This window comes from Mumia sp. zg.B17 (assembly GCF_019550915.1).
GTDB lineage: Bacteria > Actinomycetota > Actinomycetes > Propionibacteriales > Nocardioidaceae > Mumia.
On record NZ_JAHWCI010000009.1, the window covers coordinates 133,196 to 147,319 of the forward strand.

Consider the following 14,124-nt stretch of genomic DNA (forward strand, 5'->3'; position numbering starts at 1 on the left):
GGCTCAATCGCGGCCGCGGTCGGCTCGGGGGACTCCCCGGTGCCCGCCTCAGTTCTGGACGTCACGCCGGCGGAACCCGACGAAGCCCGCCGTCGTCAGCGCGGCCGCCACCAGGGTGAGACACAGGATCGGCGCCCACGCCACGTCGTCGAGCGGGACGAGCGCGAGGTGGGAGAAGGGGGACAGATCCGTGATCCAGTCGGGAAACTTCAGCAGCGGTCCGAAGAACATCACGACAGCAGCGAAGCCGATGCCGAGCCAGCCCAGCGAGGCCAGACGCGGGACGAAGCCGACGAGGAGCACCGTGAGGCCGATCATCACCCAGATCGCGGGGGCATAGGTGAGGGCCGACCACGCGAGCTGGCCGACCCTGTCGTACGACCCCGAGACCACCCCGTACATCCATCCGGTCGCCGCCCCCGCGAACACGACGCCCACCGTGGAGGCGATGACCGCGAGCGCGACGTGGCTCGCGAGGTACGTCCGGCGGCGCAGGGCCGTCGCCAGCACGGGTTCGGTCCTTCCGGCCGTCTCCTCGGCGCGGGCGCGGAGCGTCACCGCGACCCCGAACGCGGCGGTGATGATGGCGAGCATCAGCGTCGCGCTGCCGTAGAAGCCGTCGATCAGGGCCCTGCCGCCCGTCTCCCCACCCGTCAGCGACCCCGACAGGTCGCTGTCGCCGACGAGGTCGCCGACGTCGTCGCCGATGGTGCCGTACGCGGCGCCGCCGAAGGCCAGCCCGACCAGCCAACCGATGACGGCCGGGCGTTGGAGCCGCCACGCGAGCTCGTACGCCCCGCCTCGCCAGTCCTTCGACGCTGGACCGCGGCGGGGGGCGACGAGCCCCGCACCGAAGTCGCGGCGGTCGTGGAGGACATGAGCGACGGCGATCGACACGAACGTCGCCCCGAGCAGCAGGAGAGCCGGCCACCACCGTTCGTCGGCGAAGGCGCGCATCTGCTGGCCCCAGCCGATCGGTGAGAGCCACGTCGCCGCGTTGTCGCCGACGTCGCCGACGGCACGCAGTGCGTACGCCACGCCGATCGCGGCGCCGCTCAGCCCCCACGCGCCGCGACTCGTGCTGCTGACCTGGGCGAAGATCAGCGCCAGTCCCATGAACACCATCCCGGTGAGGCCGCAGGCGCATCCCAGCGCCCACGACCCCTCGGCGGGGAGCCCGGACGCGATGAGAAGGAGCGCGATCGCGGCGATGAGCGTGAGGTTCGCGGCCGTGGCGACGGTGACCGCTGCGGCGCTGGGGGCCGCGCGACCGACGGCGCCGGCACGGACGAGCTCGTCAGCGCCGTTCTCCTCGCCGGCGCGCGTCTGGCGCACGATCAAGAACGTGCTCATCAGGCCGGCGAGGACCGCGCCGAACGCCGAGGTCTGCCAGGCGGTCTGCCCACCGATCGTGTCGAGGGCGTACTCGGGGCCGGCGATGGCGATGATCGCGGCGTTGCCCGAGAGGCTGGCGGCGAGCTGGTCGAGGTCCGCCTGCGTGGGGTAGGTGGCCTCGAGCGCGAGCGCCTGGACGGGGTAGAGCGAGGTGATGCCGAGGATCCACCACACGAGCGCCATCCGTGACCGGCGCAGCGCGAACCGCACGAGGACTGTGGTCCCGGCGAGGGCGTCGCTCACGATGACAGCTCTGTCGACGGCTCGGTGTCCTCCGACGGGTCGTCGCCGTAGTGGCGGAGAAACATCTCCTCGAGGGTCGGCGGGGAGCTGGAGAGTGCGGTGATGCCAAACGCGCCCAGCCGTGCGAGCACGTCACCGATCCGAGGGGTGTCGACGTCGAAGCGCGCTCGGGTCCCGTCGGCCTCGGTCACGAGATCGTGGATGCCGCTGAGCTGGGTGATCCCGTCGATCGGTCGCTCCGTGGAGACGTCGATCGACGTGCGCGTCAGGTGGCGCATCTGGACGAGCGTCCCGGACTCGACCGTGCGGCCCTCCCGGATGATCGTGACGCGGTCGCACAGCGCCTCGACCTCGCTGAGGATGTGGCTGGAGAGCAGGACGGTGCGTCCCTCCTCGCGGACCTCCTGGATGCACTCCCGGAAGACCTCCTCCATCACCGGGTCGAGTCCGGAGGTGGGCTCGTCGAGCAGCAGGAGCTCGGCGTCCGAGGCGAGACCGGCGACGAGTGCGACCTTCTGCCGGTTGCCCTTGGAGTAGGTGCGGCCGCGTTTGGTCGGGTCGAGCTGGAAGCGCTCGAGCAGCTCGTCGCGCCGTCCGCGGTCGACGCCGCCGCGCAGCCGCCCGAGGAGGTCGATGACCTCGCCGCCCGAGAGGTTGGGCCACAAGGTCACGTCTCCCGGCACGTAGGCGAGGCGCCGGTGCAGCGCCGTGGCCTCGGACCACGGGTCTCCGCCGAGGAGCAGAGCGGTGCCGGAGTCCTTGCGCAGGAGACCGAGGAGGATGCGGATGGCGGTGGACTTGCCTGCGCCGTTGGGGCCGAGGAAGCCGTGGACCTCGCCGGTGGCCACCGTGAGGTCGAGCCCGTCGAGGGCGTGCGTGGTGCCGAAGCTCTTGTGGAGCCCTGCGATCTCGATCGCCTGAGTCACCTCACGGACGTTACAGATGATTCAGAAATCTGTGAAGATAAATACAGCGAACCTCGGAACCTCGAGTCGTACGAGCGGAGGTGGGATGCGATGGCCAACGACACCTTGACGGACTTCGTCGACCAGTTCTCGACGATCTTGCGGGACTCCGGGGTGCCGCCGATGCCGGCGCGGACCTTCGCGTACGTCCTCGGGCTCGGGCGCCCCAGCTACACGGCCGCCGACCTCGCGGAAACGACCGGCGCGAGCCCCGCGGCGATCTCGGGTGCCGTCACCTACCTGATCGGGGTCGGCATGCTCGAGCGCCATGGTGGCGCCGACCGGCGCCACCACTACCGCCTGCCGCCCGGTGACCTGTGGGCCTCGATGATCAGGCGACGCGAGGCGATCCTCGTCCGCCGGTACGAGGCGCTCGCGCAGGCTGCGACGGACCTCGGTGGGCGGCACGACGAGCACGGTGCACCGCTAGAGCTGGGCGCGATGCTCTTCTCGTTCATGGCCGAGGACGTTCCCGCGATGCTCGCCCGGTGGGAGGCGTATCGCGACGCGAGGCTCGACGAGCTGAACCACCCACCGGCGCGGTGACGGGAGAGGTTAGAAGGCTTCCCGCCTGTGTGCAACTTGGCGAGACACGCCCGTACGCGAGTTTCGATCCACACGTGTGGGACATCATTTCCCCAGGTCAACCCACAGATGTGGACAGCGCGACAGGGCAATCCACACAGATACCCACAACCTGTGCACATGCATGAGCACCTTTATCCACATCAATGGATGAGTCGTCCACAGAGCCTGTGATGTGTGACTTCGCCGAGAGCCGTCCACGCGCGTAGGTTGCATCTCGTTCGGTGGTTCTCGAGAAGTCGTCTCGTCCGGGAGGTCGACGCGGGTTCTTCGAAGGTCCGTCGGTGGTCCCCCGTACGCTCGAGGTGAATGACATCCGTGTCATTCCGTGCGGCGTCCGTGGGTCCGCGGTGTCCGTGACGGGGTTCGAGCGTATGAGGAGTGGACTCGCGTTGAGCGTTGCCGAGCTGGGAGCGGTGCCTGAGCCGCCGGACGACGACTACGGCTACGGAGGCAGCCAGGTCGACCGCACCCCACCTCAGGACAACAACGCCGAGCAGTCGGTCCTCGGCGCGATGATGCTCTCCAAGGACGCCATCGCCGACGTCCTCGAGTCGGTCAAGTCGATCGACTTCTACCGACCGGCGCACGAGGAGATCTTCGACGCGATCCTCGACCTCTACGGTCGTGGCGAGCCGGCCGACGCCGTGACGGTCGCGGCCGCGCTGCAGAAGCGTGGCGAGCTCGCGAAGGTCGGCGGCGCTCCCTACCTGCACACACTCGTCGCCAACGTTCCGATCGCCGCCAACGCGGGCTACTACGCCGACATCGTGCGCGAGAAGGCGATCCTGCGGCGGCTCATCTCGGCCGGCACCAAGATCGCGCAGATGGGCTACGCCGGAGAGGGCGAGATCGACGACATCGTCGACACGGCCCAGTCGGAGGTCTTCGGGGTCACCGAGCAGCGCACGAGCGAGGACTACTCGGTCCTGAACGACCTCATGGAGGCCACGTTCGACGAGCTCGAGGCGATCGCCGCCCGCGACGGTCAGATGGCAGGTGTCCCCACCGGGTTCACCGACCTCGACCGGCTCACCAACGGCTTCCACCCCGGCCAGATGATCGTCGTCGCCGCACGACCCGGTGTCGGCAAGTCCACCCTCGGCCTCGACGTCTGCCGCTCGGCGGCGATCAAGCACGGTCTGACGACCGCCATCTTCTCGCTGGAGATGAGCCGCATCGAGATCACGATGCGCCTGCTGTCCGCCGAGGCTCGGGTCGGCCTCCACGAGATGCGGTCCGGCTCGTTGAGCGACGACCAGTGGGCCAAGCTCGCGCGCCGGATGGGTGAGGTCTCGACCGCGCCGATGTTCATCGACGACTCGCCCAACATGACGATGATGGAGATCCGCGCGAAGGCGCGGCGCCTCAAGCAGCGCCACGACCTCAAGATGATCGTCATCGACTACCTCCAGCTGATGACGTCGGGCAAGAAGGTCGAGAGCCGCCAGGTCGAGGTCTCGGAGTTCTCGCGTCAGATCAAGCTGCTCGCCAAGGAGCTCGAGGTGCCGATCATCGCGATCAGCCAGCTCAACCGTGGCTCCGAGCAGCGCACCGACAAGCGCCCGATGCTGTCAGATCTGCGTGAGTCCGGCTCGATCGAGCAGGACGCCGACATCGTGGTGCTCCTGCACCGCCCCGACATGTACGAGCAGGAGTCGGAGCGCCTCGGCGAGGCCGACTTCATCGTCGCCAAGAACCGCTCCGGCCAGCCGGGTACGGCCACGGTGACGTTCCAGGGTCACTACTCTCGCTTCATCGACATGCCGAAGGAGTTCGGCTGAGCACTGGCGTGGCGTAGCGCGGCCTCCGGCGACGTGGGCGTGGGACGGAGAAGCGCGCCTGCGGATGAAGCGCAGCAGCGGATGTCCCCGGGAGGAGGTCCAGTGGCCAAGCAGACCACTGACGACATGAACACCGGACTGACAAGCCCGACCGCCGTCCCGCCTGCGAAGGAGCCGACGTGGCTTCGGCGTCGCTGGCGGCGACTGGTCCCGATCGGCATGCTCGCCGCCGCCGCAGCAGTTGCAGCTGCAGAGCTGACGCTCGGTGGCAGCTCAGCCTTCGCGTCATGGACGGTGAAGCCGGAACCCCTCACCGGTCCGGACACCGCCGCAGTCGCGGACACCTGCCGTACCAGGCTCGAGATGCCCGACGGTGACAACCAGACCCTGCTGGCCGAGCGACGCGGTGGCTGGACGTACGTCTTCATCTCCGCACCCATCGGTGAGGCAACCTGCCTGATGCGCAACGCGGCAGCCGGCCAGGACCCTGAGGGCCACGAGATCTTCGCCGACCTCGCCGAACCCACCCCGACGGCAACGGTGGACCCTCGCCAGATCGTCGAGACCGGAAGCACCGGCGTCAGCACCGACGAGGGCTGGTTCCGCAGAGGATGGCTGACCTGGACCTACGGGTACGCAGGCAACGACGTCACCAGCGTGACGGTCCGAACTCCTCTCGGGACCGACGTCGAAGCGACGGTCAGGAACGGACGCTTCGCCGCATGGTGGCCCTCAGAACGGCCGAGCAGCAAGCACCCCGAAGTCATGGGCGCGTGGCACTACACCGTTACCCTGAGCGACGGCAGCACGCAAGGTCGGGGTCCGCACTAGTGCGAGCGGCGACGTGGCGAGGTCAGGTGCTCGAGCGCGACGGCGGCGAGCGCCACGACCGCTGCGAAGGACAGCAGCGCTGCGAACGCGAATGTCCAGAGAAGGTAGTCGACGAAGACCTCGGCGTAGCGGTCAAGGGCGGGGCCCCGGCTCCACCCGTTGAGGCCGGGTACGAGCCACGCGGCGACGGCGCCGATCGCGGCGGCTCCCATCGCGATGGTCGCGCCGGCGAACACCCAGCGGACGACGACGTGGAGACTCGTGTACGCGGCCGCCGCGACCCCGAGCGGGATGCTCACCATGACGGCGACGGGCAACACCCCGAAAAAGAGGTATCCACTCTCCGTCATCGCGCGAGTCTGCCAGACCGGCGACACCGAGCCCGCGGGCGCCTACCGCATCGCCACCGCTCCGTGTCCTGGCCGACCACTAGGTTGTGTGAGCATGAACGCCAACGAGCTGCTGACGCGGCTGTGCCAGGCCATCGACGCGCACGCGTGGGACGAGTTGGCCCCGCTGCTCCACGAGGACTTCGTCTGCCGATATGTGCACACGGGTGAGACCTTCGACCGAGACTCGTGGGTACGCCTCAACGCCGACTACCCAGGGTTCGAGCACCTCGTCATCGACGACCTCGTGGCGTCCGGAGACAGGGCTGTGGCCCGCTGCCACGTGACCGCCCGGGCTGACGGCGAGCTCGTGCACTTCGAGGTCGCGACGTTCATCACCGCAACCGACAGCCAGATTTCGTCGATGACCGAGGTGTGGACGGACGTCGACGCCGTGCCGCCGACGGCGACGCGCCCGGTGTCGAGCCTCCCGTCGCCACTCAGGTAGGTGCGCCGAACCCGAACCCGAACGCGTTGCGCACGTTCGCGTCGAGAGACGAGAACGACTCCTCGTACCTCTCGATCTCGCGGCCGGTCGCGCCGTTGCTCTCGGCGACCTGCCGCCACCGACGGACCACCTCGGCGACCTCGGCGACGACGCGTCGCGCCTGCGCTGGGTCGAGGCCGCAGTATGGCGCGAACGCCATCAGACCCCGTCCGGTGTCCCTCGGCTGGTACGACCCCGCGATGCTCGTCGCGCGGGAGGCGCCCGCGTCCGGATTCGGGTTGAGGTCGAAGGCGGGAGCGAGCCGCCACCCGGCGCCTTCACGGAGGAAGCCGTGGTTGCGCAGGTGGTTGTCGGTGTTGTGGATGAGGGCACCGACCGCGACGAGGCGATAGAGCACCACCAGGTCGTCACGAGGCGCGACGCCCTCGAAACGCAGGGCGTCGGCGACGTCCTCGTACTCGGCGGTGCCGCCGTCGCCGTGCTCCTGCGCGAGGGTCCGCGCGCTGATGTAGGGGACTCGATCCTCACCGCGCCGGTCGAAGCGCTCGACCAGGAGGACGCCTCGTCCCGCGACGGTCACGATCCGCCGCCGCGGCGTCGGCACGCCGGCGGCCTCGGCAAGGTCGAGCGCCGTCTTCTCCCAGACAGCGCGGTCGACGCGGTCACCCAGCATCGGGAACTTCGCAAGGCACAGCCGGCCGTCGTCGACGACCGCCGCCTTGGGGAGCGCGCCGCCGAGCGCGCCGGTCCCAGCATCGAGCATCGTCTTGACCGCTTCGCGCCAACCCGTCGGGGACTCCTCGACGATCACGTCTGCGGCGTGCAGGAGCACGTCGAGCTCGAGCATCTTCGGGACGCCGACCGACTCCTGCAGGAACGGCCCGTCGCCGACACGGAACCGGAGCGCTCCCTGACGGGTGACATCACTGACACCCAGGAGGAAGTCGAGGGCGTTCAGCTCCGACGGGAGATCGGCGCCGGCCAGGTTGTCGGCCCGCCGCTGCATCGTCAGGAGGTTCTTGCCCCAGTGGTCCGGCGAGGAGTCCTGCAGCGAGAGGGGGAGCCCGTCCCGTACGAGGTGCGCCGCGTCGTCGAGCGGCATGGCCGGCTCGAGCGCGTAGGCGTCGGTGCGGGAGAGGTAGTCGTAGGAGTAGCGGAAGGTCGAGGACAGCACGCGACCCTCGGTGACGGTGAGTGTCCCGACCTCGACGTCCTCGCCACCCAGTCGCGTGACCACGTCGATCTGTCGGTTCATCGGCGGACTCGCTGAGGGAGCTGCTGATCGGCTCGTGCACGGCCCAGGTCGGTTCGCATCGGATCGAGCGCCTCGATCACATCATCGGCGAGCCGTGTCACCGTCAGGACTCGCATCAGCACATCGAGCGTGACCCCGGGGTCGCCCTTCTCCAGACGTGCGTACGCGCCGCGCGAGACGCCGGCCCGCTGAGCGAGCTGATCCTGGGTCAGCCCCATGAGCTTGCGCCAGGTTGAGATCCGGTCGGCGAGGTCGCGCCGATTGCGGTCTGCTCGCGCATTGGGAGGTCGTACGTCCCGCTTCGCCATCATGCCATCATAATGCGCTGTGTACGATACGCAAAGCAAGATAAAGCCTTATGTACGGAACACTATGGATCACCCTGGCCCGTGAGGGTGGATCAGGTCGTAGGCGCGCGACACCTTCTGAGGGACGACCATGCGCCACGCGTCGACGACGAGCTCGCGAGCCTCTCGAGGGTCCAGCGCCGCGAGATCGGCATGGACCCAGCTGAAGCGCATGTCCGATTCCGAGGGCAGGTGGAACGTGTTCGGCGCGCTCGCGACGAGTCCGGCCCGCTCCTCCTTGGGGAAGCCGAAGCCCATCACGCGCTCGTCGAGCGAGAACGCCACATAGACGATCTGCTTGACACGGAACTTCAGCCTTCCGCGCACGTACACCTCGTACGAGCGCTCCAGCTCGGAGCCCAGGGACCGGACGTCGTCAATCACCGCCATGCTGAGCCGACTGCGTCACCGAGCCGGACTCATCGGTGCCGCCGGCCGGACTCCTCCTCGTCGGGGTGGTGCCCCTGCATCCGGGTGGGCCAGGATCGTTTCCATGACGAGCAGAACCGCGCCGCCAGGTTCGTCGAGGCAGCGAGACGTGCGAGCGAGTGTGAGGACGCTGTTCGGCACGATTCTTCTGGCGGTTGGGAGCATCGCGGTGTCTGCGTGTACGTGTGCGTTTGATGAGTGCGTCACGGGACCCACGGGCCCCTTTGTTGCGTCGTACACCGCACCTCTCGGCGACCGGAAGCCGTCTACCCTCAGAGGGCGCCTCGAGCTCGACGGAGATTGCGTCTACCTGATCGAGAGCCGGTCGGAGGGTCCAGCACGGAAATGGGTCATCGCGTTTCCCGAGGGCGAGACGAGAACCGATGAGGACACGGTCTCGCATGATGGCACGGCCTACAGGTACGGGACACTGCTCGAGGTCACCGGGACGCCCGCCAGGTTCGACCTCGACGGACTCTCTGCGCCCGCAGGGTGCAAGGGCCCCCGCGTGTGGCTCGGCACGAGTGCCACGGCCGCCTAGGGTGGCGGACATGAGCGAGGAGCGAAGGGCCCTGGAGCGGTGGTCGCCGGATCGCTGGGAGGGGATCCCGACACCGTTCCTCGCCGTCGACCGTCCCACGCTGGAACGCAACATCACCCGCACCCAGGCGTTCTGCGACGACGCAGGGCTACGGCTCCGCCCGCACGTGAAGACTCACAAGATGCCAGAGGTGGCGCGGCTCCAGGTCGAGGCGGGAGCCCGGGGACTGACCCTGGCGACCGTCGGTGAGGCCGAGTGCTTCGCGGACGCGGGCTTCGACGACCTGCTGATCGCGTACCCGCTCTGGACGACGGCTGCCGTCGCCGAGCGCCTGCGACGGTTGCTCCACAAGGCGACCGTCGTCCTCGGGATCGACTCGCGGGAGGGCGTCGACGCCCTCGTGCGTCACGGCCTGGCCGCTCACCCACGCCTCTCGCTCCTCGTCGAGGTCGAGTGCGGCCTGCGTCGTACGGGGGTTGTCCCCGAGGACGCCGGCGCCCTCGCCGCGTACGCGGTCGGTGAAGGCATCACGGTCGACGGCGCCTTCACATTCCCGGGACATGGTTATGCCGTCGGCGCGTCAACCGCTGCGGCGGCGGCCGAGGCACGTGCGCTCACCAGCGCCGTGGAGTCCTTCGCCGCCGCGGGTCTGCGCTGTGACGTGGTCAGCGGTGGGGCCACTCCCACGTACGAGGCGACCGACACGACGATCGTCACCGAGACGCGCCCGGGCGTGTACGCGTTCGGGGACGCGCAGCAGGTCGCGCTCGGTACGGCGGGCGTCGACGACGTGGCTCTCGCGGTGGTCGCCACGGTCGTGAGCGCCCCCGCTCGCGACCGGATCGTCCTCGACGCGGGCAGCAAGACGCTCGCCGCGGACCGGCCGCCGTACGTCGACGGACACGGGCTCCTCGTCGGGGTGCCGAGCGCGCGCATCGACCGGATCTGGGAGCACCACGGCGTGGTCGACGTGAGCGCTGCCGACCCAGCGGTGGTCCCGCGGGTCGGAGACCGCGTCGCCGTGCTGCCGAACCACGTCTGCACCGCCATCAACCTCGCCGACCGCGTCCACGTCCACGTCCACGACGGAGGGGAGAGGGAGATGTGGTCGGTGGCGGCCCGCGGTCTGAACGCGTGATCGGTCACGATCGGAGAAGCGCGGTGGGAGATGGTGCGGGCATCGTGGTGAGCGACAACCAGCGGTGACCGATGAGGAGGGCCCGATGCCCAGAAGCAAGAAGACCGCCGACGAGACCACCGATCAGGCCGACGCGGCAGGAGGCTTCAGCGACGTCGAGCGCGCCGCGATGAAGGAGCGTGCCGCGGAGCTGAGGTCGAGCGGGCGCGGCGGCAAGAAGAAGGCCGACGATCTCGCCAACGTGCTCGCGAAGATCGCCGAGATGCCGCAGCCGGACCGTGGGATGGCCGAGCGGATCCACACGATCGTCACCGCCGTCGCGCCGCACCTCGATCCCAAGACCTGGTACGGGATGCCGGCGTACGCCGACGAGAACGGCAAGGTCGTCTGCTTCTTCAAGGGCGCGGACAAGTACGACTCGCGCTACGCCACGCTCGGTTTCGAGGAGGCGGCCCGGCTCGACGACGGCAGCATGTGGTCCACCTCGTACGCGCTGAGCGACCTGACGGACGCCGACGCGACGAAGATCGAGGCCCTCGTCGCGCGGGCCGTGAGCTGAGGTCACGTGGGAAGACCTCGAACCACGACCCGTCGCCCTCAGCTCGACCCGCTCGCAGTGGAGGGCTTCGACGAGGGCGTCGCCGACGACCTCGTTCCGTCCGCCGACCTCGAGGGTGCGGCTTTCCGCGACCTGACTGCCGACTCGCTCAGCCTTGCGGGCGCACGGCTGCGTGAGGCACTGCTCGATCGCGTCAACGTCGCTGTCCTGCGAGCGCCGCGGGTGAGGCTGCGCGACGTCCGCATCGAGGGCAGCAGGATCGGGTCGGCCGACCTCTACGACAGCGAGTGGGACTCTGTGCTCGTCTCCGGCTGCAAGCTGTCCTTCGTCAATCTGCGTGGGACGAGGTTGCGCGACGTCGTCTTCTCCGACTGCGTCATCGACGAGCTCGACCTCGTCGAGGCGACCGTCCTCCGGGTCAGCTTCGTCAGGTGCACGATTGCCCGGCTCGACCTGCAGCACGCGTCGGCGTCGCATCTGGACCTGCGAGGAGCCGAGCTCCGCGAGATCGTCGGGGTGACGGCACTGCGTGGCGTGACGATCAGTCCGCTCCAGCTCTCGCTCCTCGCGCCGATCATCGCGGACAGCCTCGGCATCGTGGTCGAGGACGAGCCGACCGGTCCCGACTGGTCAGGAGTCGAGAAGCCTCGGCGGCCGCCCGGACCCTAGCGTCACGGCTGTCAGCCTGCGCTACCGGCAGCTCGTCACGGCCTACGACGCCGAGCGTGCCGCCGCGGTCCTACCGCCGCTGTCGTCGCCGTCGCAGTCGCGCCCGCTGGGCCGACACCCGCGACCAGACCGACTGCTGGAGAGCGAGGGTCGCCCAGCCCGCGAGCGCCATCCCGGCGATGTTGATCAGAAGCTGCAGCGAACTGCCGCGCACCTCGCTCCAGCTGCCGAAGGCGAGGCCGAGTGCGACGTTCCCGGCCGCGGGGATCGTGGTGACCGAGATGAAGACGCCCGAGAGCCCGCCGATCCGTGCGGAGGTGAGCGACAGGGCGCCTGCCGCTGCGGCGATGACCGCCACGATGAACGACCACTTGTCGGGGGAGTAGATGAACGCCGTGTCGGGACGTGGAGCGGCGAGGGTGTCTGGCGTGATCCACCCGAGCGCGCGGGCGAGCAGGACGAGGCAGGTCGTGATCAGGATCGCGGTGACGAATCCCAAGACGAGCGTGCGCGACGCGGCCAGCAGCAGGTGGGAGCGTCGGCGTACGAGCGCGACGCCGAGCGCGGCGACCGCGCCGAACTCCGGCCCCAGCACCATCGCGCCGATGACCAGGATCTGGGAGTCGACCACGATCGCGATCGCGGCCAACGTGGTCGCCAGGACCATGAACGACATGAACGTCCAGTTGGCCTCGGAGTCCTCGTACGCCTGCTCCGTCACCGACGCCCAGACGACCGAGTCGGCGCTGCTCCCGGGCGCGCGCGAGTCCGCGACGTAGCCGGCCTGGGACAGCCACGTCCCGACGGGCTCGATCTGCACCGTCCCGCGACGGTGGACTCCGAGGTCGTGGAGACCGTCGATGATCTCGTTGGCCGCCTCGCGGGCGACGTCGGCGTCGATGACGTCACCCGCCGGCTTGACGGCGGCGCCGTGCACCACGGTGACGCTGCTCACCGCCTCGTCCGCAGTGAGCAGTCGCGTCACGTCGTCGGTCAGGTCCGACGGAGCCACGATGCGAAGGTGGAGCACGCTCGCAGTCTTGCGCATCCCCGCGCACCGACGTGGCGGAGTACCGTCCGAGCATGGGCGAAGGCGCGGGCCGACCTGTCGACGCAGGTGACGCAGTGGTCAGGGCGCTGGAGGCTGTGGCCGCGGAGCTCGACGCGACCCTCGGGCCGGCGCTGCTCGACCAGCCTGACGGTGTGCACCGCCACCGCAAGGCCGTACGGCGCCTTCGGAGCACGCTGTCGGCCTACCGGCCGTTCTTCGACGACGAGGCCGTCCGGCACCTGCACCGCGTCTACCGCGACTGGGGCAGACAGCTCGGCGAGGTGCGTGACGCCGAGGTGCGGATCGCGGTCACCCGCCGGTTCCTCGACGTGGACGAAGGATCGTCGGCCGATCACCGCAGGCTCGCGGACCTGCAGCGTGACCACCGATCTGCCGAGCGACGGGTGGCCAGGCGCGGGACGAGCCTCGTGGCGGTGCGGAGGCGATCGGATCTGGCGGACTTCCTCGCCGCGCCACCGCGTACGGAGAAGGCACGCCGTCCCGCCGTGCGCAGCCTGCGCCGCAGGCTCGTCAAGGAAGGCGAGCGGGTGCTGCGGCGGGCCGAGACGGCGGCTGCCGAGCCCGCCTCGCTCCCGGCGTTGCACGAGCTGCGCAAGGCGGCTCGGCGGTTGCGCTATGCGACCGAGGCGGTCACGCGGCCCCCGGTGGGCTTGTTCGGCGCGAAGGCACCGGCTCTGGCGGACTCGGCCGAGCGCATCCACGACCTGCTGGGCGACCACCGGGACGCGATCGCCTTCGCGGAGTCGTACGCGTCCGTCGACCGTCCCGCCGACTCCCCTGCGGTGCGCGCACGAGCTGTCGCCGCGGCTCGGCTGAGCGCCCTTCCGCGCGCGGTCGAGGAGCTGCGGGACGCACTCGCACGCTTCCGTTGAGACATGCTCAGCTGCCGGCCGACCTGCCTGGCGCGTCGACGTCGAGCGCGCGCGGCTCCGGTGGTGAAGGGAGCGGCGGCCGCACTCTGACCAGTCGTTGCGCGGCCAACGCTGCCGCGAGAGCCGCTCCCACGACCACTGTCGTCGTCACGGCGTCACGCCACCACGGCGGCCCCGGTTGGTCGGCGTTGCCGACGCAGTCGTGCATCGGGTGGGGCGCGTCGGTGCCGAACAACGTGGTGCGGCTCGCCGACACGTACGCGGTGACCGCGCTCGGATCCCAGCCGGCGGGGTTGAGGAGCCGGTACCAAGCGCCGTTGCGGCGGCTGATGCGGCACGTGACGTTGGTGGCTGCGGAGTGGAAGTGGTCGTCCGGCCCGAGATGGGCGATCACCCGCCTGCCGTCATAGATCGGAACGCTGTCGGCGGGGTTGCTCACCCGCGCGGCAGGATAGTCGGCATCGAGTCCCATCGAGACACCGTACGAAGCCAGTCGTTCGCCCGGGTCCCGTTTGCCTCCCGGGCTGGGACGCGGTCTCACGTTGGTCGGTGCTCCTGGCGGCACCGTGGGCTCCTGACTAGCGTCCGGAGAGCGGCTCCGT

At 69.6% G+C, this 14,124-nt stretch carries 17 protein-coding genes; 9 read left to right on the plus strand and 8 right to left on the minus strand.

Translation table 11 applies throughout. The features are described 5' to 3' along the window. Positions 1-48 precede the first annotated feature (48 nt). Together KV097_RS17620 and KV097_RS17625 are read right to left on the minus strand one after the other, a co-directional pair. Positions 49-1,638 carry an ABC transporter permease gene (locus KV097_RS17620; RefSeq protein WP_220366630.1) on the minus strand — a complete coding sequence of 530 codons (1,590 nt, stop codon included), beginning with the start codon at positions 1,636-1,638 and terminating at the stop codon, positions 49-51. After that, positions 1,635-2,564 carry an ABC transporter ATP-binding protein gene (locus KV097_RS17625; RefSeq protein WP_220345664.1) on the minus strand — a complete coding sequence of 310 codons (930 nt, stop codon included), beginning with the start codon at positions 2,562-2,564 and terminating at the stop codon, positions 1,635-1,637. The genes KV097_RS17620 and KV097_RS17625 overlap by 4 nt, the downstream gene beginning before the upstream one ends. Positions 2,565-2,654: 90 nt before the next feature. Between KV097_RS17625 and KV097_RS17630 the strand changes: the two genes are divergently transcribed. From KV097_RS17630 to KV097_RS17640, 3 genes are all read left to right on the plus strand, one after another. Further along, a complete protein-coding gene (locus KV097_RS17630; RefSeq protein WP_220342718.1) occupies positions 2,655-3,149 on the plus strand; it encodes a GbsR/MarR family transcriptional regulator in 495 nt (164 codons plus the stop codon). 431 nt (positions 3,150-3,580) lie between these two features. After that, positions 3,581-4,972, plus strand: a complete 1,392-nt coding sequence (gene dnaB, locus KV097_RS17635; RefSeq protein ID WP_374107001.1) for a replicative DNA helicase — start codon at positions 3,581-3,583, stop codon at positions 4,970-4,972. Between the two features lie 102 nt (positions 4,973-5,074). Beyond that, positions 5,075-5,803, plus strand: coding sequence for a hypothetical protein (locus KV097_RS17640; RefSeq protein ID WP_220366631.1), 729 nt, complete (start codon positions 5,075-5,077; stop codon positions 5,801-5,803). Here KV097_RS17640 and KV097_RS17645 read toward each other — a convergent pair. Continuing rightward, the gene (locus KV097_RS17645; protein WP_220345659.1) at positions 5,800-6,153 is read right to left on the minus strand and encodes a hypothetical protein; all 354 of its coding nucleotides are present in this window, start codon (positions 6,151-6,153) and stop codon (positions 5,800-5,802) included. The two genes, KV097_RS17640 and KV097_RS17645, sit on opposite strands and share 4 nt — an antisense overlap. Positions 6,154-6,247: 94 nt before the next feature. Between KV097_RS17645 and KV097_RS17650 the strand changes: the two genes are divergently transcribed. After that, the gene (locus tag KV097_RS17650) at positions 6,248-6,640 is read left to right on the plus strand and encodes a nuclear transport factor 2 family protein (protein ID WP_220342714.1); all 393 of its coding nucleotides are present in this window, start codon (positions 6,248-6,250) and stop codon (positions 6,638-6,640) included. Here the strand turns inward: KV097_RS17650 and KV097_RS17655 are convergent. The 3 genes from KV097_RS17655 to KV097_RS17665 form a co-directional block, all read right to left on the minus strand. Then, positions 6,633-7,895, minus strand: coding sequence for a type II toxin-antitoxin system HipA family toxin (locus KV097_RS17655; protein WP_220366632.1), 1,263 nt, complete (start codon positions 7,893-7,895; stop codon positions 6,633-6,635). The two genes, KV097_RS17650 and KV097_RS17655, sit on opposite strands and share 8 nt — an antisense overlap. Continuing rightward, complete coding sequence (locus tag KV097_RS17660; protein ID WP_220342712.1) at positions 7,892-8,203, minus strand: helix-turn-helix domain-containing protein; 312 nt, start codon at positions 8,201-8,203, stop codon at positions 7,892-7,894. Before KV097_RS17660 ends, KV097_RS17655 begins: the two co-directional genes overlap by 4 nt. Positions 8,204-8,272: 69 nt before the next feature. Further along, positions 8,273-8,632, minus strand: coding sequence for an MmcQ/YjbR family DNA-binding protein (locus KV097_RS17665; RefSeq protein ID WP_220366633.1), 360 nt, complete (start codon positions 8,630-8,632; stop codon positions 8,273-8,275). 103 nt (positions 8,633-8,735) lie between these two features. On the opposite strand from KV097_RS17665, the gene KV097_RS17670 reads away from it, so the two are divergent. The 4 genes from KV097_RS17670 to KV097_RS17685 all read left to right on the plus strand — a co-directional run bounded on the left by KV097_RS17670 (position 8,736) and on the right by KV097_RS17685 (position 11,578). After that, positions 8,736-9,212: a hypothetical protein gene (locus KV097_RS17670; RefSeq protein ID WP_220366634.1), complete on the plus strand. Its 477-nt coding sequence runs from the start codon at positions 8,736-8,738 to the stop codon at positions 9,210-9,212. Positions 9,213-9,222: 10 nt separating this feature from the next. Next, positions 9,223-10,350 carry an alanine racemase gene (locus KV097_RS17675; RefSeq protein WP_220366635.1) on the plus strand — a complete coding sequence of 376 codons (1,128 nt, stop codon included), beginning with the start codon at positions 9,223-9,225 and terminating at the stop codon, positions 10,348-10,350. A gap of 85 nt (positions 10,351-10,435) precedes the next feature. Next, positions 10,436-10,909, plus strand: a complete 474-nt coding sequence (locus KV097_RS17680) for an iron chaperone (protein ID WP_220366636.1) — start codon at positions 10,436-10,438, stop codon at positions 10,907-10,909. A gap of 6 nt (positions 10,910-10,915) precedes the next feature. Next, positions 10,916-11,578 (plus strand): pentapeptide repeat-containing protein, encoded by a 663-nt coding sequence (locus KV097_RS17685; protein WP_220342708.1) that lies wholly within the window; start codon positions 10,916-10,918, stop codon positions 11,576-11,578. A 70-nt stretch (positions 11,579-11,648) separates the two neighbouring features. On the opposite strand, the gene KV097_RS17690 is transcribed toward KV097_RS17685, so the two are convergent. Continuing rightward, positions 11,649-12,608: a DUF389 domain-containing protein gene (locus tag KV097_RS17690; protein WP_220342707.1), complete on the minus strand. Its 960-nt coding sequence runs from the start codon at positions 12,606-12,608 to the stop codon at positions 11,649-11,651. Between the two features lie 53 nt (positions 12,609-12,661). On the opposite strand from KV097_RS17690, the gene KV097_RS17695 reads away from it, so the two are divergent. Further along, a complete protein-coding gene (locus KV097_RS17695) occupies positions 12,662-13,522 on the plus strand; it encodes a CHAD domain-containing protein (RefSeq protein ID WP_220366637.1) in 861 nt (286 codons plus the stop codon). A 7-nt stretch (positions 13,523-13,529) separates the two neighbouring features. On the opposite strand, the gene KV097_RS17700 is transcribed toward KV097_RS17695, so the two are convergent. Continuing rightward, complete coding sequence (locus KV097_RS17700; protein ID WP_220366638.1) at positions 13,530-13,994, minus strand: hypothetical protein; 465 nt, start codon at positions 13,992-13,994, stop codon at positions 13,530-13,532. Positions 13,995-14,124 lie beyond the last annotated feature (130 nt).